The organism is Streptomyces sp. CNZ287 (genome assembly GCF_007827615.1).
Genome location: NZ_VISV01000001.1, coordinates 585882 through 605264, shown reverse-complemented (window position 1 = coordinate 605264; position 19383 = coordinate 585882). Strand labels below are relative to the sequence as shown.

The 19383-nt window shown below is 73.0% G+C and carries 17 protein-coding genes; 9 read left to right on the top strand and 8 right to left on the bottom strand.

All coding sequences use genetic code 11. The features are described 5' to 3' along the window. Positions 1-5 precede the first annotated feature (5 nt). Positions 6-365 (bottom strand): hypothetical protein, encoded by a 360-nt coding sequence (locus tag FB457_RS02710; protein ID WP_047020298.1) that lies wholly within the window; start codon positions 363-365, stop codon positions 6-8. Between the two features lie 16 nt (positions 366-381). Next, positions 382-1602 (bottom strand): helix-turn-helix domain-containing protein, encoded by a 1221-nt coding sequence (locus FB457_RS02705; RefSeq protein ID WP_145780668.1) that lies wholly within the window; start codon positions 1600-1602, stop codon positions 382-384. A 152-nt stretch (positions 1603-1754) separates the two neighbouring features. Between FB457_RS02705 and FB457_RS02700 the strand changes: the two genes are divergently transcribed. Beyond that, the gene (locus tag FB457_RS02700) at positions 1755-2204 is read left to right on the top strand and encodes an ATP-binding protein (protein ID WP_145780666.1); all 450 of its coding nucleotides are present in this window, start codon (positions 1755-1757) and stop codon (positions 2202-2204) included. A gap of 62 nt (positions 2205-2266) precedes the next feature. On the opposite strand, the gene FB457_RS02695 is transcribed toward FB457_RS02700, so the two are convergent. Beyond that, positions 2267-2593: a chorismate mutase gene (locus tag FB457_RS02695; protein ID WP_145780664.1), complete on the bottom strand. Its 327-nt coding sequence runs from the start codon at positions 2591-2593 to the stop codon at positions 2267-2269. A gap of 290 nt (positions 2594-2883) precedes the next feature. Here FB457_RS02695 and guaA point away from each other — a divergent pair, with 290 nt between their 5' ends. The 3 genes from guaA (at position 2884) to FB457_RS02680 (ending at position 6785) form a co-directional block, all read left to right on the top strand. Beyond that, positions 2884-4458, top strand: a complete 1575-nt coding sequence (gene guaA / locus FB457_RS02690) for a glutamine-hydrolyzing GMP synthase (protein ID WP_145780663.1) — start codon at positions 2884-2886, stop codon at positions 4456-4458. A gap of 200 nt (positions 4459-4658) precedes the next feature. Then, positions 4659-6116, top strand: a complete 1458-nt coding sequence (locus tag FB457_RS02685) for a hypothetical protein (RefSeq protein WP_145780872.1) — start codon at positions 4659-4661, stop codon at positions 6114-6116. Between the two features lie 126 nt (positions 6117-6242). Beyond that, complete coding sequence (locus FB457_RS02680) at positions 6243-6785, top strand: DoxX family membrane protein (RefSeq protein ID WP_047017627.1); 543 nt, start codon at positions 6243-6245, stop codon at positions 6783-6785. A gap of 50 nt (positions 6786-6835) precedes the next feature. On the opposite strand, the gene FB457_RS02675 is transcribed toward FB457_RS02680, so the two are convergent. Further along, positions 6836-7300 (bottom strand): hypothetical protein, encoded by a 465-nt coding sequence (locus FB457_RS02675; RefSeq protein WP_047017628.1) that lies wholly within the window; start codon positions 7298-7300, stop codon positions 6836-6838. Further along, positions 7287-8654 (bottom strand): PspC domain-containing protein, encoded by a 1368-nt coding sequence (locus tag FB457_RS02670; RefSeq protein ID WP_047017629.1) that lies wholly within the window; start codon positions 8652-8654, stop codon positions 7287-7289. Before FB457_RS02670 ends, FB457_RS02675 begins: the two co-directional genes overlap by 14 nt. A gap of 359 nt (positions 8655-9013) precedes the next feature. Here FB457_RS02670 and FB457_RS02665 point away from each other — a divergent pair, with 359 nt between their 5' ends. Next, a complete protein-coding gene (locus FB457_RS02665; protein ID WP_145780661.1) occupies positions 9014-10315 on the top strand; it encodes an ATP-binding protein in 1302 nt (433 codons plus the stop codon). 40 nt (positions 10316-10355) lie between these two features. After that, positions 10356-11111 (top strand): LuxR C-terminal-related transcriptional regulator, encoded by a 756-nt coding sequence (locus tag FB457_RS02660; RefSeq protein WP_047017631.1) that lies wholly within the window; start codon positions 10356-10358, stop codon positions 11109-11111. 28 nt (positions 11112-11139) lie between these two features. On the opposite strand, the gene FB457_RS02655 is transcribed toward FB457_RS02660, so the two are convergent. Further along, positions 11140-12180 carry a C40 family peptidase gene (locus FB457_RS02655; RefSeq protein ID WP_145780660.1) on the bottom strand — a complete coding sequence of 347 codons (1041 nt, stop codon included), beginning with the start codon at positions 12178-12180 and terminating at the stop codon, positions 11140-11142. Between the two features lie 310 nt (positions 12181-12490). Here FB457_RS02655 and FB457_RS02650 point away from each other — a divergent pair, with 310 nt between their 5' ends. Next, complete coding sequence (locus tag FB457_RS02650; RefSeq protein WP_145780658.1) at positions 12491-12844, top strand: hypothetical protein; 354 nt, start codon at positions 12491-12493, stop codon at positions 12842-12844. A 57-nt stretch (positions 12845-12901) separates the two neighbouring features. On the opposite strand, the gene FB457_RS02645 is transcribed toward FB457_RS02650, so the two are convergent. Continuing rightward, on the bottom strand, positions 12902-14059 hold the full coding sequence (locus FB457_RS02645; RefSeq protein WP_145780657.1) for an NlpC/P60 family protein: 1158 nt from the start codon (positions 14057-14059) through the stop codon (positions 12902-12904). A gap of 231 nt (positions 14060-14290) precedes the next feature. Between FB457_RS02645 and pcrA the strand changes: the two genes are divergently transcribed. Beyond that, a complete protein-coding gene (pcrA, locus tag FB457_RS02640; protein WP_145780654.1) occupies positions 14291-16744 on the top strand; it encodes a DNA helicase PcrA in 2454 nt (817 codons plus the stop codon). A 75-nt stretch (positions 16745-16819) separates the two neighbouring features. Here the strand turns inward: pcrA and FB457_RS02635 are convergent, their stop codons facing one another. Continuing rightward, positions 16820-18601 carry a peptidoglycan DD-metalloendopeptidase family protein gene (locus FB457_RS02635; RefSeq protein WP_145780652.1) on the bottom strand — a complete coding sequence of 594 codons (1782 nt, stop codon included), beginning with the start codon at positions 18599-18601 and terminating at the stop codon, positions 16820-16822. 289 nt (positions 18602-18890) lie between these two features. Here FB457_RS02635 and icmB point away from each other — a divergent pair, with 289 nt between their 5' ends. Continuing rightward, on the top strand, positions 18891-19304 hold the full coding sequence (icmB, locus tag FB457_RS02630) for a coenzyme B12-dependent isobutyryl CoA mutase small subunit (protein WP_047017636.1): 414 nt from the start codon (positions 18891-18893) through the stop codon (positions 19302-19304). The last annotated feature ends 79 nt before the right edge of the window (positions 19305-19383 follow it).

Here is a 19383-nt window from a genome sequence, read left to right as displayed (position 1 = left end):
CGGCACTAGCGGCTGCTTGCGTGCTCGATGGCGTCGAAGATGTCCGCGTCTGTTTCCTGCTGCCACCCGGGGAGCTCGGACCAGTCCGCGACATAGCCCGGCTTCGGGTCCTCGATGCGGTGATGGATCTGCGCAATCCAGCAGATGGCGACGAAGCGCCCGCGCTGTTCCCTGCTCAGCCGCCCCGTGCTGCCGCCGGACACCTCGATGAACTCCCGCACCTGACGGCACACGGCCGCCGCGGCCTCCCGCTCCCAGTCCGGGGTCTCCTCCCACGGTGTGACGTACCCGGGTTTCGGCTCTCCGGGAAAGTGCTTCTTCACCCCCGCAATCCACGCCTCGCGAAAGATACGGCCTTCCTCGATGTCCACGGATATCCCTTCATGCTGAGAAGTTCAGCGCAGAAATCTGCTCGGTCAGGTCTCTCACTCGGTGGTCGGACTTCAGCGGTTCGAGTTCCGTCCTGAGCCCGAGGAGCTTGCGGCCGATCCAGCCGGATCCGCGTTGGCGCGCGATCCGCAGGGCCTCGTTCGCGTACGACACGACCTGGTCGATGTCCCGCCGCTGCACGCCGATCAGGGCCAGATCCGCCAGAATTCCACCCCGCCGGCGGGACGAGGGAGGCAACTGCCTCAATGCCGCGTTGAGTGCGTCCTCGGCCAGATCGGGTCGCTGGAGTCTTGTGAAGCACGTGCCACGTTCCTCAGCGAGGCGTGAGCCGTCGAACCTCAACCACCCACCGTTATGCACGGGGTCGGAGAGCGCATGGACTTCCTCGGCTTCATCCAGGGACCGCTTGCATGCGTCGAGATCACCTATGGCCGCGAAGATTTCGGCCTGCACCGCGGCAACCCAGTGCCGAGTGGAAAGCTGCGCATCTCCGCGCCGGGCCACGTGACGCGCCAGCCCCACCAACGGAGCGGTTTCCTCGTACCTCTGGTCTCCGTACAGACCGATGAAGGCGTGCCGCGTCAGCGCACAGGCCCACAGGTCCGGATCCTCGGCCTCCCGCGCCGCGCCGGCCGCGAGGGTGTAGCAGTGAGCTGCGTCCATGGAGCGGTTGCCGTCGAACATGATCTCGCCCGCTAGTTGGAAGAGATCCCCCGCGTCCGCGCAGAGACGCTTGTGTTCCGCTCCGTGACTTGCCCGAAGCGCCCTGGACAGCTCGACCGCCTGATCCCGGACAAAGGGGTACACAGACTGCTTGGACGACGCCAGACCGTATACCTGCCACAGGTGCGGGCCCATGCTCGTGTAGCCCGTCGATTCCGCCGCCGCGGCCGGCGTGGGCATGGAGGCCATCGCGCCTGCCATGGTCATGAGCTGCAAGAAGTCACGTCGGATCACGTCGTCAGAGCCGCCCCCCTGCGACCTCGTGGCCGCTGTCGGAGTCTCGCCCGGTGCCAACAGGCCCTCCAGCTCCGCCGGGGTCACCTTGAGGAGCCGCGCGAGCCTCGGCCATAGAAATCCCTGCGGGGCCGCTTCGCCGCGCACCCAGCGGCCCACCGTGGTGCGGTCGACGGACAGGGCATGCGCCAACCGTTCCTGACTGTAGCCGCACGCCTTCATGCGCCGCGCTAAGCGATCACGCCTGTCCGCCATACCTCGTCCTCCCGGGCATGCCGTCTTCCCTGGTCACGGTAGTGGAGGCAGCAGACGTGCGGCACAACTGCCGCGCAAGTGACGTGGTTACGGCCGTACCGCGACCGTTGACTGGTAGCGGTCCGCTTCAACTTTCCACGAGAGGCCGTGAGATGGCCACACATGCAGAAGAGCCGCAGGCATGGAGCGCGCACACTGTGAAGTGGCAGTGGCGCAGGCATCGCGGGTGTGTCGGGCTGGCGCGGGCTCAGTTGCGCAAGGCGTTGGCCGGGTGGGGGATGGGCGAGCTGGAGGAGTCGGCTGTGCTGGTGGTGTCGGAGCTGGTGACGAACGCCGTCGTGCATGCCCGTGTGCCGCCGGGGCGGGAGATCCAGACGCGGTTCGTCCGGCAGGACCGCGGCGTGCGGATCGAGGTGCACGACGCGTCGAGCGTATGGCCCGTGCCTCGCGTGCCGGACGAGGACGGGGGCTACGGGCTGCTCCTGGTCGAGACCCTCTCCTCCCGGTGGGGTGTCGCCGAGCGGCGCGGGGTCGGCAAGGTGGTCTGGGCTGTCGTTCTCGCGCCTGTGGGCGGGGGCCGGGCCGGGCGGGCGGCAACGTGACGTGAGCCCCCCGGCCCGGTGCACCGGCCCTCGCGCCGGGGCACCCGGTGCCCCGGCGGGCGTCACACCCGGCCGCGGCTGAGTTCCAGGAGCGTCATCGCCAGGGTCGTGCCCGGGCGGCCCAGGTGGTCGCGGTAGCGGGCCAGGATCTCCATCTCGCGGGAGAGGTTCACCCGGCGGCCGCCCGAGGCGATGCGGGCCTGCTGGATGCGGGCCGAGACCGCCATCCGTTTCTCGACCAGCGCGATGATCCGCGTGTCCAGGTCGTCGATCCGCTCGCGGGCGTCCGTGATCTCCGTCGCCGCCTCGTCCGTGCGGGCGCCGGTCCTGTCCGTGGTGCCGGTCTTCGCGGGGGCCGCGGTGCGGTCGCCCGACTGGGTTGCGTTCATCTCGTCGCTCCTGGGGTCAAGGCCCCGGAGCCCGCCGCCCGGCGGCGGCAAACGCAGCGCGCCCCGGGCCTGCCGGCCCGGGGCGCCTGGGAAGTCGCTTGTCAGCTCAAGCGCACGACCATGGCAGCCGGACGGGCCGGTTGCCATAGGTAAAGACGAAGCTCCGCGTGCGCATGGCCGCCAGTATTCACCCTCGGCCCCCGGTGGCCAAAGGCGGCCCGCATGGTGAGACGGCGCCAGCCGATAGACTCGGCATCATCTCCCCCGCCCATCGCCGGAAGGCCGCAGCAGTGACCTCAGCGACCCCCGACACCGTTCTCGTCGTGGACTTCGGTGCCCAGTACGCCCAGCTCATCGCGCGCCGCGTGCGCGAGGCCCGGATCTACAGCGAGATCGTGCCGCACACCATGCCGGTGCCGGAGATCCTGGCGAAGAACCCCAAGGCGATCATCCTCTCCGGCGGCCCCTCCTCGGTGTACGCGGAGGACGCCCCCGGCATCGACCCGGCGATCTTCACCGCCGGCGTTCCGGTCTTCGGGATGTGCTACGGGTTCCAGCTCATGGCCCAGGCCCTCGGGGGCACGGTCGACAACACCGGAAGCCGCGAGTACGGGCGTACGCGACTCGACGTCACCCGCCCCGACTCCACCCTCTTCACCGGCACCCCCGAGCGCCAGGACGTCTGGATGTCCCACGGCGACGCCTGCTCCGCCGCCCCCGCGGGCTTCACGGTCACCGCGTCGACCGAGGGCGTGCCCGTCGCCGCCTTCGAGGACGACGAGCGGAAGCTGTACGGGGTGCAGCACCACCCGGAGGTCGTCCACTCCACCCACGGCCAGCTCGTCCTGGAGCACTTCCTCTACCGCGGCGCCGGCCTCGCCCCCACCTGGACGACCGCGAACGTCGTGGAGGAGTCCGTCGCCGCCGTCCGCGCGCAGGTCGGCGACGCGCAGGCGATCTGCGCGCTCTCCGGCGGTGTGGACTCGGCGGTGGCCGCGGCGCTCGTCCAGCGGGCCATAGGGAACCGGCTCACCTGCGTGTACGTCGACCACGGGCTGATGCGCAAGGGCGAGTCCGAGCAGGTCGAGAAGGACTTCGTGGCCGCGACCGGCGTGCAGCTCAAGGTCGTCGACGCGGCGGAGCGGTTCCTCACCGCGCTCGCCGGGGTGTCGGACCCGGAGCAGAAGCGGAAGATCATCGGCCGGGAGTTCATCCGGGTCTTCGAGCAGGCGCAGGCCGAGATCGTGGCCGCGGCGGGGGAGACCGGGGCGCCCGTGCGCTTCCTCGTCCAGGGCACGCTCTACCCGGACGTCGTGGAGTCCGGCGGCGGCACGGGCACCGCGAACATCAAGTCCCACCACAACGTCGGCGGGCTGCCGGAAGACCTGGACTTCGAGCTGGTCGAGCCGCTGCGGCGGCTCTTCAAAGACGAGGTCCGGATGGTCGGCAAGGAACTGGGGCTGCCCGAGGCGATGGTGCAGCGCCAGCCGTTCCCCGGCCCGGGGCTCGGCATCCGGATCGTCGGCGAGGTCACGAAGGACCGGCTCGACCTGCTGCGCGAGGCCGACGCCATCGCCCGCGAGGAGCTGACCGCCGCCGGGCTCGACCGCGACATCTGGCAGTGCCCGGTGGTGCTCCTCGCCGACGTGCGGTCGGTGGGCGTCCAGGGCGACGGGCGCACGTACGGGCACCCGGTCGTGCTGCGGCCGGTGTCGTCGGAGGACGCCATGACGGCGGACTGGTCGCGGCTCCCGTACGACGTGCTGGCGCGGATCTCGACGCGGATCACGAACGAAGTGGCGGACGTCAACCGCGTGGTTCTGGACGTCACGTCGAAGCCGCCGGGGACGATCGAGTGGGAGTGAGCGGCCCGGCGCCCCCGCCGCGGCGGCGGTAGGGCACAATTCGCTCTCATCACATGGACGGCTTGGGGTCAAGGGGGCACGAGGTGGCGGTGGAAGCGGGGGGCGACGACGCGCGGCCGCCTGCGGCGGGCGCGGGCGACGCGGCACCGCTCGGTGCCGGCGCGGCAGGTGGGCCGGCGGGCGGAGGCTCCGCGGGCGGCCTGCCGCCGGAGGACGCCGAAAGGGCCACGAGGACCGCGCAGGTCCCTGCGCAGCCCGGCTCCGGGGATTCGGGCACGCGCGGTACGCCGGCGGCGGGCGAGGCGGCTGCCACGGACGTCTCGCCCGGCAGCGGTACGGCGGGCGGGCCGCCGGGGCCCGGAGAGCCGTCCGGGTCCGGTGCCGCCCGGCCCGGTGGCGAGCCGTCCGGCTCCGTCGCCCCGGGGTCAGAACCCGGCTCCGCCCCCACCCCTGAATCCGACCCCGCCGTCGAGTTCGCCCGGCGCCGTGACGGGTTCGCCGCCGGCGAAGGCGTGCCCGCCGGGGTCGCCTACTCGCCCGGCGCCTCCCGCCAGTGGGTCTCCGACGAGCTGACCCGCTCCGCCGACACCCTCGCCGCCCGCGGTGCCGCCGCGGGCGGGACGTGGCCGGCGTCGCTGTGGCGGCGCAGCCTGTACGTCATCGGCGCCGGCCTGCTCGCCCTCCTCCTCGTCATCGGGCTCACCGCCCTCGGACCCGGCTGGACCCGGGCCCGTACCGCGGCGCTGCTCGCCGCCGTGCTGACCGCGGGACTCCTCGCCGGTGCCGCGTGGCTCAACCGCGCCCGCGGAGGGCTCCTCGCCCCCATCGTCGGCGAGGACGGCCGGCTGTCGACCGGCCGCGCGGTGGCCGGCGCCTGGACGCTGCTCGCCGGGTACGCCCTGCTGCACCTCGCCCTCGCGCTGGCCCTCGCCGACGGATCCGCCGCCCGCGACCGGCTCCTCGACGGCCTCGGCTGGTCCGGCTCGGGCGCCGGCCCGGGCGGCGCCGCCGGGCTCGTCGTCACCGTCGCCGCCGTGTGGGCCGCCGCCCTCGGCTCCCGCGCCGTCGTCGCGCACCGGCTCCGCAGCGGCGGGCTGACCAAGACCCGCGCCGCCCGCCCCCGCGGCGCCGACCTGCTCACCGACGACGCGGGGCGTGCCGCCGCCGTCGACGTCCAGTACGTCGTCGTCTCCGCCGCCGCCCTGCTCTTCGCCCTGGTGCAACTCGGCCGCCGGCCCGAGCAGTTGCCGGGGCTGCCCTGGGGCGTGGCCGCGCTGGTCGCGGTGAGCGCGGCGGTGCACCTGGCCGCCCGGCTCGTCGACGGCGGGCGGCCCGCCGTGCTCTCCGTCGTCCGGGTCCGCGAGCCCGGCGACCTGCACACCGCCATCCGTACCGGCGACGACATCGAGGTCCGCGGCACCGGCTTCGTGCCGCCGGGCGCCGAGTCGCCGGAGTTGCTGGCGCGGGTGGTCGTGCGGATCGGCGCCGTCCACGTGCACGTACCGCTGGTCCCCGTGCCCGGCGGTTTCGCCAACCCCGCGGCCACCCGGCTGACGGTCCCGGTGCCGGTGGACGTGGAGCCGGGCCGCACGGAGTTGCGGGTCGTCACCGCCGGAGGCGCGGAGTCCGCTCCGTACCTGCTCGACATCGTCGACTGAAGCGGACGCGAACGACCCGATCCGGTTGAGCGTTCACGAAACGCTTTACGTATCCCCTCCCACACATGAAGTATCGGCGCCGGGGCGATCACCGGCACGGTCCACGGCAGGAGAGGCGGACTAGACATGGCACAGGACCAAGCGTCCGGCACCACGGTTCTGGGGCGGGTGCCCCAGGGAGAGCCGCCCGGCGGCCTCCGCGCCGCCGCCGCCCGGTTCGCGCTGCTGCCGCTGCGGATCTTCCTCGGCATCACGTTCGTCTACGCCGGCTTCGACAAGCTCACCGACGACGCGTTCCTCGACTCCAGCGGCCCCGGCTCGCTGCACGACACCCTGGACACCCTGCCCGACGTCGCCATCCCGGCGCTGGTGGACCTGGCGCAGCAGGCGCCGGCGGAGTTCGGGATCGCCATCTCGCTCGGCGAGATCGCGGTGGGGCTCGGCACGCTCGCCGGGCTGTGGGCGCGGCTGGCGGCGGCCGGCGGTGCGCTGCTGTCGATGACGCTGTGGTTCACGATGAGCTGGTCGGCGGACCCGTACTACTACGGCCAGGACCTGCCGTACATGATCGCGTGGATCCCGCTGATCCTGGCGGGCGCGCCGTACTGGTCGCTGGACTCGGTGCTCGCCGTCCGCCGCCGCAGGAAGGGCCAGCAGCTCTTCGCCTAGCACGGGCCCTCCGGCGTCCGCGCCGGATCACGCACGCGCCCTCCCCGCCGCTACGCCCGGCTCCCCGGCCCGCGCCGCCGGCCGCCCGCGTCCACGTCCCCGTCCGCACCCGAACCGTCCGCACCCGAACCGTCCGCACCCGAATCGTCCGCACCCGAGCCGTCCGCACCGAAGTCGTGCGCGCCCGGGCCGTCCGCGTCCCGGGTGCCGAAGCGTGCGTCGTACGTCCCGCGCAGCTCGTCCATCGGCAGCCCCCGCAGGTCCGCACCCACGTCCACGTCCCGGTCCCGCGCCGCAGCCGCGCGCGCCTCCCGCGCCCGCCGGCGTGCGCGGCGCGCGCCGTAGCCGACGGCGGCGACCAGCCCGGCCAGCGCGAGCCCCGGCGGCACCACGACCAGCGGCACCCAGTCCGGCTGCCGCAGCGCGTCCGCCGCGTCGAGCAGGGCGAACGCCGCGCCCGAGAGCAGCACGAGCCCGGCGACGAGCTTCGCGGGCTCGAACCTATGACGCCGCACGCTGGACCTCCAACTGCCCGATCGAGACCGTCAGGTCCAGCACCAGCGTCCCCTTCGGCCCTCCGGACCCGCCGGCCGTGGGCTCCAGCACCGTCGTGCGCTCCTGCCGCGGGGAGACGTCGATGTCGCTCTCGCCGGGGTCCTCGGTGGCCGTGGTGGGCGGGAGCTGCATGTCGCCGATGTCCACCCGGGAGTGCACCTCCACGCGTACGTCGTCGGGGACCCGGACCGTCAGCTGGCCCAGGCCCACCTGGGCCGCCGTCTCGACCCGCCGGTCCTTGCCCGGATCGATCCTGCTGAGGTCGAGCCGGGCCTCGCCGCTGCCCAGCTCGTACCGGTCGCGCACGTCCGCGGCCGCCGCCGGCTGCCAGTTCCGCGTGCCCCACTCCGCCGTGACGGTGTCGGGCAGCCACAGCGCGACGGCCAGCAGGACGGTCGTCAGCAGCGCCCAGAAGGCGGTGCCGCCGCCGGTGCGGCCGATCCAGGCGCTGAGCGTGAAGCCCGCGCCGAAGACGGCCAGCGCGCTGCCCAGGCCGTACGCCAGGGTGGTGCCCAGCGGCTCCGCGCCCCAGGTGGCGTTCATGACGACGGCGCAGGTGCCGGCGGCGGCGAGGAACGTCCAGCCGCCGATGCCGGCCGCCTCGTGCTCGTCCGGGCCGCCGCCCGACGGCGCCCCCTTCTGCGTGCGGGAGCCGGTGCCCGGCGGTCCGCCCGGCGCCGCGTCCTCCGCGTCCTGGCCGTCGTCGGGGCCCCAGAGGTAGGGCGGGAAGTCGCCGTCCTTGGTGAGCGGGTCGCGCCACCACGACGGGGAGTACGGCACAGGCGGCGGCGCGGTCTCCGGCGGGGCCTCGGCCACGGCGTGGGCGGTGGCGTCGTCCACCGGGACGCCGTCGGCGGCCAGCTCCTCCGCCGCCCGGCGGTGGTGCGACCAGTAGGCGGCGCCGCCGAGGCAGAGGAGCAGCAGGGCGGCGAAGAAGTGGGTGTCGGTCGAGTTCAGCACGGAGAGGAAGAGGCCGCAGCCGACGATGGCGAACAGCAGCGCCGTCAGCGCCGGGCCCTCGACCCGGCCGGACAGCAGCCTGCGGCCCTCGCTGTCGTCCTCCCCGTCCAGCGGCATCAGCAGCCAGGCGAAGCCGTACGCGACGAGGCCGAGGCCGCCGGTGGCGGTGAGCACGCCGAGGACGACGCGGAAGATGACGGGGTCCATGCCGAAGAACTGGCCGAGGCCGCCGCAGACGCCGCCGACGACCTTGTAGCGGCGGCTGCGCCGCAGTCGCGGCCGGGCGGGTGGCCCTTCGGGCGCCCCCGGCGCCGGGTCCGCGGCGGCGTCCGCGCCGGGGCTCCTGTCCGTCATGAGTCCATCGTGGCGCACGGTACGGCAGCGCGGGAGCCGGGAAATCCCCGATGTCCCCCTGAAATCGTCCGCGGCCAACTCGTCTGGGATCCGGGATACGTCAGGGGCGCCCCTGATGCGGGGCGCCCTCGGCCATGATGTGCTCGTCAGTGTGACGATGCATGGCTTGACGTCCTCCCTCGGCGTGAGGGATTCCAACCCGCCGAACCACGTGGCAGGTTGAGTTTCGCGGTGCACCGGCCCGGCAGCCCAAGCCCTTCCCGCGCCGTAACCGCCCGCCCGGCGGCCAGCCCCTGCGGCTTGGCTGTCGCCGCTGAGGCATTGTGGACAATATCACGAGAAAGACGTAGGAAGAGGCGATGACCGCCCCCACCGCCGCGCCCGCCTCCGAGGGCGCCGCCCCGCCCGGCGGCCCGTACGACCCGTACGAGCGGCCCGTCCGGCGCCTGTACCGCAGCGCCGACGGGCGCTGGCTCGGCGGCGTCGCGCGCGGCCTCGCCGGGCACCTCGGGCTGCCGGTGTCGTGGGTGCGGATCGTCTTCGTCGGCCTGCTCATGGCGAACGGCCTGGGCGTGCTGCTGTACGCGGTCTTCTGGTTCGTCGTCCCGCTCGGCCAGGGCGGCAGGGCGGAGAAGCCGCTCGTCGACGTCGACGCCGACGGGCGCAAGCGGCTCCGCAAACCCGACAAGGGGCAACTGCTCGCCCTCCTCGCCCTGCTCATCGGCGCCGGTATCTTCGCCGGCAGCCTGGACCTGGGCCGCTCCAACGCCTTCGTCTGGCCGCTGCTGCTCATCGGCGCCGGTGTGGCCCTGGTCTGGCGGCAGGCGGACAACGCGCGGCGGGCGAAGTGGGCGGCGGTCACGCGGCGCACGAAGTTCCTGCCGCTGGCGCGCGGCGCGGCCGGGGTGGTGCTGGTCGGGGCGGGGGTCAGCGCGATATTCGTCATGCAGGGCTCCACGCGGCACATCGGCGCGGTGGTGCAGGCGTCGCTCGCGGTGCTGGTGGGCGTGGCGCTGCTGGCGGGGCCCTGGCTCGTACGGATGGTGCAGGACCTGTCCGAGGAGCGGCTGATGCGCATCCGGGCGCAGGAGCGCGCGGAGGTCGCCGCCCACGTCCACGACTCCGTCCTGCACACCCTCACGCTCATCCAGCGCAACGCGGACAACGCCGGCGAGGTGCGCAAGCTGGCCCGCGCGCAGGAGCGGGAGCTGCGCACCTGGCTCTACAAGCCGGAGGGGACCGGCAAGGACGAGGAGGACGGGGCGGGGCCCGGGACGCTCGCCGAGGGGGTGCGCAGGACGGCGGCGGAGGTGGAGGACCACCACGGGGTGCCGGTGGAGGTGGTGTGCGTCGGCGACTGCCCGCTGGACGACAAGCTGAGCGCGCAGTTGCAGGCGGCGCGTGAGGCGATGGTGAACGCGGCCAAGTACGGTGGCGAGGCGGGGCCGGTGCAGGTCTTCGCGGAGGTCGAGGGGCGGCAGGTCTTCATCTCGGTGAAGGACCGCGGCCCCGGCTTCGATCCCGACGCGGTCCCGGCCGACAGAATGGGCGTACGCGAGTCCATCATCGGCAGGATGGAGCGCAACGGCGGCACCGCCCGGCTGCGCACGCCGGCGGGCGGGGGCACCGAGGTGGAGCTGGAGATGGAGCGCGCGGAGTGAGCGCGTACGCGGACGCGGTGGGCGCAGTGAGGAGCGGACGATGACGGACGACGCAGCGGGCGGCACACCGGCGGCGGGGACCCCGGCGGCCGGGATCCGGGCGAGCGGCGCGGGCCCGGAGGGGGGCCGCCGGGTACGGGTCGTGCTCGTCGACGACCACCGCATGTTCCGGGCCGGGGTGCAGGCGGAGATCGGGGTGACCGACGAGACCGGCGTCGAGGTCGTCGGCGAGGCGGCGGACGTCGAGCAGGCCGTCACGGTGATCACCGCCACCCGCCCCGAGGTCGTGCTGCTCGACGTGCACCTGCCGGGCGGCGGCGGCGTCGAGGTACTGCGCCGGTGCTCCGGGCTGATGGGGGAGTCGCCGAGCGGCGAGGCGCCGGTGCGCTTCCTCGCGCTGTCGGTGTCGGACGCCGCCGAGGACGTCATCGGCGTCATCCGCGGCGGCGCGCGCGGGTACGTGACGAAGACCATCACAGGCACGGACCTCGTCGACGCGATCTTCCGGGTCTCGGAGGGCGACGCGGTGTTCTCGCCGCGGCTCGCCGGCTTCGTCCTCGACGCCTTCGCGTCGACGGACGCGCCGCCGGTGGACGAGGACCTGGACCGGCTGACGCAGCGGGAGCGGGAGGTGCTGCGGCTGATCGCCCGGGGGTACGCGTACAAGGAAGTGGCGAAGCAGCTCTACATCTCCGTGAAGACCGTCGAATCGCACGTCTCGGCGGTGCTGCGCAAGCTCCAGTTGTCGAACCGGCACGAGCTGACACGCTGGGCGACGGCCCGCCGCCTGGTCTGACGGGCCGCCCCCGCGCGCCTCCCCCCGCTCAGGCGGGACGTACCGCCGTCACGAACGGCATCGAGTCCACCGGCGCGTAGCGCACGGTCGCCCCCGGCCGGGGCGCGTGGATGATCTGGCCGCCGCCCGCGTAGATGCCGACGTGGCTGAGGCCGGAGTAGTAGAAGACCAGGTCCCCGGGCGCCAGCGCGGAGCGCGGTACGGTGCTGCCCGCCGCGGCCTGGGTGTAGGTCGTACGGGGCAGGGAGACGCCCGCGGCGCCCCAGGCGGCCTGGGTGAGCCCCGAGCAGTCGAAGGCGGCGGGGCCGACGGCGCCCCAGACGTACGGACTGCCGACCGCGCCCTGGGCGTACGACACGGCGCGCGCGGCCCGGGCGTTCGGCGCCTGCACCGGGCCGCGCGGGGCGCCGCGCGCCGCCCGGTCGCCCGCCGCGCCGCCGTGCCCGTCGGCGCCGAGGACGGCGTCGCGCTGGTCGGCGGTGAGGGTGTCGAGCAGCCCGCGGGCCTCGGTGAGCTTGTCCTCGATCGCGCTCTTGTGCCGCTTCAGCTCCGCCCGCGCGTCCTTCAGTTCCGCCAGCCGGTCGCGGGCCTCCGCGCGCACCTGCTCCACCTCCCGTAACCGGTGCCCGACGCCTTCGAGCGCGGTGGCCTGCCTGTCGCCGACCCGTTCGAGGAGGGCGGCCCGGCGCAGGTAGTCCTCCGGCGCGGCGGAGAGGGCGAGCTGCACGGTGGCGTCGGCGGTGCCGTTGCGGTACTGCGCGGTGGCGAAGGAGCCGAGCGCGTTGCGGGCGTCGTTGAGCCGCGCGGTCTTGCGGGCTGCCTCGTCGCGGAGGTCGTCCAGGGTCCGTTCGGTACGGTCCGCCTTCTCCTTGACGCCGTTGTACTCCTCGACGGTCCGCTCGGCCTCGTGGTGCAGCCGGTCGACCCTGGCCCTGACCCCCGCGGGGGTCGGCTGCGGGTCGGCGTGCGCGAAGCCGCCGAGCGCGGTGGCGGTGGCGGTGCCGACGAGCACGATCGCCCCGGCGGTACGGGCCCTGGTCCTTCTGTGGGACGCCACTCGGGCGTTCACCCCTTCCTTGCGCTCCGGCGGCGGCCCGCACGGGGGAGCGGGCCGCCGCCGGCTCTCGGCGGAGGCGGCCGGCGGCCGCGCCGGTGACGCGGGCGGCGGTGAGAAGCCGACCACCTGAGCGGAGACGCTAAGCCGAGGGCGCGCCGCGAGAGGAGGGGATGAAAGAGACTTACCGGACCTGCCTGGCGGTGACAAATCGTGATCAGATGAACACGGTGAAGTGATCTGCGGGTTGGCATCCGTGACCGATGTTCCGGAAGTGGTCGCCCCCATTGGGGCGAGCTGTTACGGACCGCTACGCTCCCGTCTCATGGATGTACTCATCAACCTCTTCGTCGCCTCGCACATCATCGGTGTCGCCGCACTGCTGGGCGGCTGGCTCACCCAGTTGAAGTCGTTGAGCACGGGCGACGTGCGCATCGCGCCCTCGATGGTGCACGGCGCGCTGGTCATGCTGGTGACCGGATTCATCCTCGTCGGCCTCAACGAGGCCGATGACGTGGAACTCAATCAGACGAAGATCAGCGTCAAGAGCCTGATCCTGATAGCCATCCTCGTCGCGGTCTTCATCAAGCGGAAGGAAGAGCGCATCCCGAAGCCCTACTTCGCCGCCATCGGACTCCTGACCATGACCAACGTCGTCATCGCCACCACCTGGACCTGAGGGCGGTACCGTTCTTCCGGCCCTCGGAACCCCTGCAACGACCTGCAACCCACGCCTTCAGGCCGGGCGCACCCCGCTGTGGAACGGCATGTAGTCGATCGACTCGTACTTCACGTCGTCGCCCGGCTTGGAAGCGTGGATCATCTGCCCGTTGCCCACGTAGATCCCGACGTGGCTGACGTCGTCGTAGAAGAAGACCAGGTCGCCCGGCTGCAGATCCAACTTGGCCACCTGCGTGCCGGCGTTGACCTGGTCGTAGGTCGTACGCGGCAGTGAGATGCCCGCCTCCCGCCAGGCCGCCTGGGTGAGGCCCGAGCAGTCGTACGAGTCCGGACCCGTGGCCCCCCACACGTACGGCTTGCCCAACTGGGCCTCGGCGAACGCCAGCACCTGCGCCGACTTCGAGGGAGCGGGGTCCGCGGGCGGCGGGTCCTCCTGCTGCTCCTCTTCCTGCTGCTCCTGCTCGCGCTGCTGCTGTTCGCGGCGCTCCTGCTCGGCCTGCTGCTGCCGCTCCAACTCCGCCTGGCGCGCGGCCTCCTCGGCCTTGCGCCGCGCCTCCTCCTCGCGCTTGCGCTCCAGTTCGGCGAGGCGCTTTTTCTCCGCCTCGGTGAGCCGGTCCAGCACCTTGCGCGCGTCGGACAGCTTGGTCTGCACCTCCTGCTTGGACGCCTGGAGCTGCTCCTGCGAGTCGGTGAGGGTGCGCAGGCTCTCCTGCGCCTCCGAGCGCTTCTTCGCGGCCTCGGCCTGGCGCACCTGGAACTGGTCGACCGCGGCCTTCTCGCGGTTCGTCAGCCGCTCCATGAGGTGCGCCTGGTCGAAGTAGGTCTGCGGGTCGGGCGCGAGCATGAACGTCGCGGTGGGCGTGATGCCCCCGGTGCGGTACTGGGCGGCGGCGAGCCGGCCCAGCTCGCGCCGCGACTCGTTGAGCCGCGCGGTCTCCTTGGCCACCTCGTCGAGCTGCTGCTCGACCCGGGTGCGCTGCTGCGCGGTGCGCTCCTTGGCGCCGTTGTAGCGCTCGGTGGCCCGCTCCGCCTCGTGGTAGAGGTGGTCGACTTCCTTCTGCACGTCCTCGATCGACCGCTCGGCCGGGGTCGCGCCGGCTTCCTGGGTGAGAAGCGTCGCTGATGCCAGCGCCGCGGAGCCGACGCCGACGGCGGTACGGCGCCCCGCCGGCGACTCGAGGATCCGGGTCCGCGGCTTTCGGTGGGAAGCCAAGGCAGGCCACTCCTTCCGTCCGGGCAGTGCCGTGCACGGTAGCCACTCGGTGGGACTGCTGTGAAGTCTGATGTTCGATATGCCCGAAACCGTTTCGTGATCCGAGGAACAGTTCCATGCAAGGGGGACATCCGGGGCGGGCGGTGGAGCCGGCCGCCGGGTCGCCCGGCGGAGGTGGAAAGAGGGCTGCGGGAGTGGGTTGTCGGTGCGGCGCCCTAGACTCTGTGGACGATGAGCAGCCTCTTCGACGACAGTCATCTCGCCCTCGCCGCGAGCACCCCCGAGCCGTACTACCGCGATGGCGCGCCCCGCCCCGTGACGGACCCGGAAGCGCTGCTCACGGGGCTGAACGAGCAGCAGCGCGCCGCCGTGGAGCACACCGGCTCGCCCCTGCTGATCGTCGCCGGCGCCGGCTCCGGAAAGACCCGGGTGCTGACCCACCGGATCGCGTACCTGCTCGCCAAGCGGCGGGCCCACCCCGGCCAGATCCTCGCCATCACGTTCACGAACAAGGCGGCCGGGGAGATGAAGGAGCGCGTCGAGGAGCTGGTCGGCGCGCGGGCGAACGCGATGTGGGTCTCCACCTTCCACAGCGCCTGCGTGCGCATCCTGCGCCGCGAGTCGAAGAAGCTGGGCTTCACGTCCTCCTTCTCGATCTACGACGCCGCCGACTCGCGCCGGCTGATGGCCCTGGTCTGCCGGGACCTGGACCTCGACCCGAAGCGGTATCCGCCGAAGGCGCTCAGCGCCAGGGTCTCCAGCCTGAAGAACGAGCTGATCGACGAGGAGAGCTGGGCCGCCCAGGCCGTCGACGGCTTCGAGAAGACCCTCGCCGAGGCGTACGCGCTCTACCAGTCGCGGCTGCGCGAGGCCAACGCGCTGGACTTCGACGATCTGATCATGACGACCGTGAACCTGCTGCAGGCGTTCCCGGACGTCGCCGAGCACTACCGCCGCCGGTTCCGGCACGTGCTGGTCGACGAGTACCAGGACACCAACCGGGCGCAGTACATGCTGGTGCGCGAGCTGGTCGGCCCGCCGGCGGGTCCGCCGGGGGAGGGCGGGGCCGCGGCCCCGGAGGAGGACGGGGCCGCCGCGGCGGACGGCGGCGCGGTCCGTACGACGGGCCCGGAGGGACCCGCGGAGCTCTGTGTCGTCGGCGACGCCGACCAGTCGATCTACGCCTTCCGCGGCGCCACTATCCGCAACATCCTGCAGTTCGAGGAGGACTACCCCGAGGCGCGCACGATCCTCCTGGAGCAGAACTACCGCTCCACCCAGACGATCCTCAACGCGGCCAACGCCGTCATCGAGCGCAACGCCTCCCGCCGCCCCAAGAACCTGTGGACCGACGCCGGCGCCGGCGCCCGCATCGTCGGCTACGTCGCCGACACCGAGCACGACGAGGCGCAGTTCGTCGCCGACGAGATCGACCGGCTCTCGGACGCCGGCGAGGCGCGCGCCGGCGACGTCGCCGTCTTCTACCGGACCAACGCCCAGTCCCGTGTCTTCGAGGAGGTCTTCATCCGCGTCGGCCTGCCCTACAAGGTCGTCGGCGGCGTCCGCTTCTACGAGCGCCGGGAGGTCCGCGACGTCCTCGCGTACCTGCGCGTGCTCGCCAACCCCGAGGACTCCGTACCCCTGCGCCGCATCATGAACGTGCCCAAGCGCGGCATCGGCGACCGCGCGGAGGCGATGATCGAGGCGCTGGCGCAGCGCGAGCGGATCTCGTTCCCGCAGGCGCTGGTGCGCGTCGACGAGGCGTACGGGATGGCGTCCCGCTCGGTCAACGCCGTCAAGCGGTTCAACGTGCTGATGGAGGAGCTGCGCACGGTCGTCGAATCCGGCGCCGGGCCCGCCACCGTGCTGGAGGCGGTGCTGGAGCAGACGGGCTATCTCGCCGAGTTGCAGGCGTCGACGGACCCGCAGGACGAGACCCGTATCGAGAACCTGCAAGAACTGGCCGCCGTGGCCCTGGAGTTCGAGCAGGAGCGCGGGGAGGAGGGGCCCGGGACGCTCGCCGACTTCCTGGAGCGCGTCGCGCTCGTCGCCGACAGCGACGAGATCCCGGAGGAGGAGACGGACGGCTCCGGCGTGATAACGCTGATGACGCTGCACACCGCCAAGGGCCTGGAGTTCCCCGTGGTGTTCCTCAGCGGGATGGAGGACGGCGTCTTCCCGCACATGCGGGCCCTCGGCGACGTCAAGGAGCTGGAGGAGGAGCGCCGGCTGGCGTACGTCGGCATCACGCGCGCGCAGGAACGGCTCTATCTGACGCGCTCGGTGATGCGCAGCTCGTGGGGCCAGCCGTCGTACAACCCGCCGTCGCGCTTCCTGGACGAGATCCCGCCGGCCTACGTGGAGTGGCGGCGCACGGGCGCCTCGGCCACCCGGGGCGGCGGCGGGGGGCGGTCGCCGATGGAGTCCGCGGCGGCGGCGCTGGCGTCGTCCACGTCCGCGGCCCGTACGCGGCAGGGCCCTTCGGGCTTCGCCACGGGGCGGGCGACGGAGCGGCCGGTGATCGCGCTGTCGGTGGGGGACCGGGTGACGCACGACCAGTTCGGGATGGGGACGGTCGTGGAGGTGTCGGGCTCGGGCGCGAACGCGCAGGCGACGATCGACTTCGGCGACGGGGGACGGACGAAGAAGCTGCTGCTGCGGTACGCGCCGGTGGAGAAGCTGTAGGGGCCGCGCGCCCCCCGTTTCCGGGGGCTGCGCCGCGGTCCGTCCGTGCCGCGCGGCATGCGCCTCGTGCGCGGCCTACTGCGGGTCGAGGCCCTTCTCCTGCAGCCAGGCGAGCGGGTCGACGGCGGAGCCGCCGCCGGGGTGCACCTCGAAGTGCAGGTGCGGTCCCGTGGAGTTCCCGGAGTTGCCCGAGTAGGCGACGACGTCGCCCGCCTGCACGGGGCCGGTGGTGATGGCGTAGCTGTCGAGGTGGGCGTACCACGTCTCGGTGCCGTCGGCCGCGGTGAGGACGAGCATGTTCCCGTACGAGTAGTCGTAGCGGGTGGTGACCGTGCCGTCGGTGGCGGCCTTGACCTCGCTGCCGTACGAGACGGGGAAGTCGATGCCGGTGTGCACCGACATCCAGTTGACGCCCGCCTGGCCGTAGTACGCGCTGAGCCCCGGGCTGTCGACCGGGACCGCGAACTTCGGCCGCAGCGCCTCCTTGCGGGCCGCCTCCGCCGCCTCCCGCTTCCGCTCGGCCTCCTGCTTCTCCTTGAGGTCGATGCGCTCCTGGGTGCGGCTGGCGCGGTCGGCGAAGTCGTCGGCGTCCTCGGTGACACCGCGAAGCTGCGTGTCGAGCGCGGCGTTGGCCTTCGATGCCTTCGCGGAGCCCGTGTCGGGGGCCGCCTGCGTGGTCTTGCCGTCGCCCTCGGCGCCGCCCTTGCCGGTGCCGGTGACGCTCGCGGCGGCGACACCGGCCACGCCGACGACGGCGATGGACGGCACGGCCACGGTCAGCAGCGCGGAGCGCTTGGGGCAGCGGCGGCGGGCGCGTACGGCGCGGCCGACGGGGACGCCGGCCGGGCGGCGCGCGGCGGCGGGCGCGGGGTCGGCGTCGAGCGCCGCGGGGGTCTCGGGCGCGTCGGGGTGGTCGAACCCGCCCTGCTTGTCGCTGCCTTCGATGCCGTCGTGCTCGGCGAGGGCGGTGAAGTCCCAGGCGGAGGTCGCGTCGGGGTCGGCGTGCGCGGCGTTCGCGAGGTTCTGGGCGTAGGCCGCGTGCTCGTCGTACGCGGCGGTGGCCGCCGTGGTGTCGCCGAACGCCTCGGGGTACGCGGTGGCTTCGGCGTACGCCGTGGCGTCCGGGTACCCCGTCGTGTCCGTGGCCGCCTCCGCGTACGCCGCGGTGTCATAGTGGCCGGTGTCCCAGCCGGCGGCGGTGTCGTACTGCGCGCCTTGGTGCTGCGGGACTTCGTGCTGCCCGGCGTCGTACTGCGTGCCGTCGTACGCCGCGGCCTCGTGCTGCGCGGCGTCGTACGGCGCGCCGGTGTCCCAGTCGGACCACTCGCCGGTGGCGTTCCACTGCGCGGCCGGGGCGCCCGCCGAGGGGTAGCCGTAGTCGTAGTCGTCGGCCGGGCCCGCCTGCCGCGGGATGCCGCCGGCCGGAACCCCGGCGGCCGGGGTGTCGGTGGCGGCTTCCGTCCAGAGCGCGGAGACATCGTAGCCACCGGAGGCGTGGGCATCGCCGGCGTAGGGATCGGCCGTGGCGTAGAGGCCGTTCGCGCCGTACGTGCCGAAGTCGGCCGACTGCGTGCCGGCGTCCCACGACGAGGTGGCGTCGGGCGTCAGATAGCCGCCGGCTTCGTAGCCGGTGGTGGCGTAGGTACCCGAGTCGTACGCGGCCGAGTGGCTCGCGTCGTAGCCGTCATAGCTCTGGTCGTAGCTCTGATAGCCGTGATGGAGAGGCTCTTCACCGGAACCGCCGCCGTGGCCGGAGGTGTCGTAGCCGTACCCGTAGCCGTCGAGGCTTCCATGGGCGGAGGCGTCGCCAGCGGGAGAGGCCGGGGTGGGGAAGCCCGGCGGGGGACGGTCGTTCACCACTTCTCTTTCGCCTCGGGAGCAGGAGACTGCCGCGACTGTACCGGGCGTCCCACGGCTCGACAATCTTTCCTTGGTTTCGCCGGGGCGCGTTCGGGGCACTTGCCCGATTTTTCGAGTACCCGAGGGTAAGACCGGGGCCACGGCTGTCCGATTTGCCGGTGGCCGCACGTGTGATTTCCCCCTCCCCGGATGTTGCGTTCTGCCGGGGTGCGCGATGCTGGGGATAACGTTCGTTCACACCCTCGAAGGACTCACGGACGCGCGGGACGGCGCGATGGAGGCAGCGATGAGTGGCACCGGTCCGATCCGCGTGGTGGTGGCCAAGCCGGGACTCGACGGCCACGACCGCGGGGCCAAGGTCATCGCGCGGGCCCTGCGCGACGCCGGCATGGAGGTCATCTACACGGGCCTGCACCAGACGCCGGAGCAGATCGTCGACACCGCGATCCAGGAGGACGCCGAGGCGATCGGCCTCTCCATCCTCTCCGGGGCGCACATGACGCTCTTCGGCAAGGTCGTGGAGCTGCTGCGGGAGCGGGACGCGCTGGACATCAAGCTCTTCGGCGGCGGGATCATCCCGGAGGACGACATCCCGCAGTTGAAAGGGCTGGGCGTCGCGGCGATCTTCACGCCGGGCGCGGCGACCACCGAAGTGGTGGAGTGGGTGCGGACGCACGTGCGGGAGCCGGCGGGCGCCTGAGGCGTACGCCCCGAGGCGCGCGCAGCGGTGGCGCGCTGCGCCACCGGGAACGGCGCGTGACCGGCTGCGTGTCCGCGTC